This is a genomic window from Paracoccus sp. PAR01 (assembly GCF_014851995.1).
Taxonomy (GTDB): Bacteria; Pseudomonadota; Alphaproteobacteria; order Rhodobacterales; family Rhodobacteraceae; genus Paracoccus; species Paracoccus litorisediminis.
The window spans coordinates 1-1542 of the sequence record NZ_JACVAW010000070.1; the positions used below are offsets into that span (position 1 = coordinate 1).

Below are 1542 nucleotides of genomic sequence, written 5' to 3' on the forward strand. Positions count from 1 at the left end.
CGCGCCATTCTGGTCGTCGCCGCCGATGACGTTCATCAGGACATCGAGCCGCTGGCCGTCGCCAAGATCATCGCCGAGGTCGCCAAGGCCGAAGGCGCGGATCTGGTCATCGCCGGCAAGCAGGCGATCGACAATGACATGAACGCCACCGGCCAGATGGTCTCGGCGCTGCTGGGCTGGGGTCAGGCGACCTTTGCCAGCAAGCTCGACATCGAAGGCGGCAAGGCGAAAGTCACCCGTGAGGTCGATGGCGGGTTGCAGACCATCGAGGTCGCCCTGCCCGTCGTCGTCACCGCCGACCTGCGCCTGAATGAGCCGCGCTACGCCTCGCTGCCCAACATCATGAAGGCCAAGAAAAAGCCGCTGGATGAAAAGACCGCTGCCGATTACGGCGTCGATGTCACCCCGCGTCTGGAAGTCGTCTCGACCCGCGAACCCGAGGGCCGCAAGGCCGGGATCAAGGTGGGCTCGGTCGATGAGCTTGTGTCGAAACTGAAAGAAGCGGGGGTGATCTGATGGCCGTTCTTCTGCTGGGTGAAGTCACCAATGGCGAACTGAACCGCGACGCGACTGCCAAGGCGGTCAATGCGGTGAAATCCCTGGGCGATGTGACCGTGCTTTGCGCCGGTGCCTCGGCCAAATCCGCGGCCGAAGCCGCTGCCAAGATCGCGGGCGTCGCCAAGGTTCTGGTCGCCGAAAACGCGCTTTACGGCCACCGTCTGGCCGAGCCGACCGCAGCGCTGCTGGTCAGCCTTGCCGGCGATTACAGCCATATCGCCGCGCCGGCGACGACGGATGCGAAAAACGTCATGCCCCGCGTTGCGGCGCTGCTGGACGTGATGGTGATCTCGGATGTCTCGGCCGTCATCGATGCCGACACCTTCGAGCGCCCGGTCTATGCCGGCAACGCCATCCAGACGGTGAAATCGAAGGATGGCAAGAAGGTCTTCACCATCCGCACCGCCAGCTTCGACGCCGCATCGGAAGGTGGCGCAGCCGCTGTCGCCGACGCCGCTCCGGCAGCCGATCCGGCGCTGTCGGTCTGGGTCTCGGATGAGGTCGCGGCCAGCGATCGCCCCGAACTGACCTCGGCCAAGCGCGTGGTCTCGGGCGGACGTGGCGTGGGCTCGAAGGAAAGCTTCGAGATCATCGAGAAGCTGGCTGACAAGCTGGGTGCCGCCGTCGGCGCCTCGCGCGCAGCGGTCGACAGTGGCTACGCCCCGAACGACTGGCAGGTCGGCCAGACCGGCAAGGTCGTAGCCCCCGAGCTTTACGTCGCCATCGGCATCTCGGGCGCGATCCAGCACCTTGCCGGGATGAAGGATTCGAAGGTCATCGTCGCCATCAACAAGGACGAAGAGGCCCCGATCTTCCAGATCGCCGATTACGGTCTGGTTGGCGATCTGTTCACCACCATTCCCGAGCTGACCGAGAAGCTCTGACGCCTCCTTCCTGCGCAAATATCCCGCAGGGATCGAGGGCAGAGCCCCCGAAATGACGTTCCGAAACCGCCCGGCCGCCGGGCGGTTTTTACATTGAACG

Annotated in this window: 2 protein-coding genes; both read left to right on the plus strand. The window is 64.7% G+C overall.

What is annotated here, in order from left to right:
- On the plus strand, positions 1-516 hold a 516-nt coding region (locus IB235_RS24635; protein ID WP_192339034.1), incomplete at its 5' end, for an electron transfer flavoprotein subunit beta/FixA family protein.
- Positions 516-1442, plus strand: coding sequence for an electron transfer flavoprotein subunit alpha/FixB family protein (locus tag IB235_RS24640; protein ID WP_192339036.1), 927 nt, complete (start codon positions 516-518; stop codon positions 1440-1442). The genes IB235_RS24635 and IB235_RS24640, both read left to right, overlap by 1 nt.
- Positions 1443-1542 lie beyond the last annotated feature (100 nt).

Bases quoted from the DNA above. Each gene is read 5' to 3' on its own strand.
- IB235_RS24640 (WP_192339036.1), top strand. From the start codon at position 516: ATGGCCGTTCTTCTGCTGGGTGAAGTCACCAATGGCGAACTGAACCGC.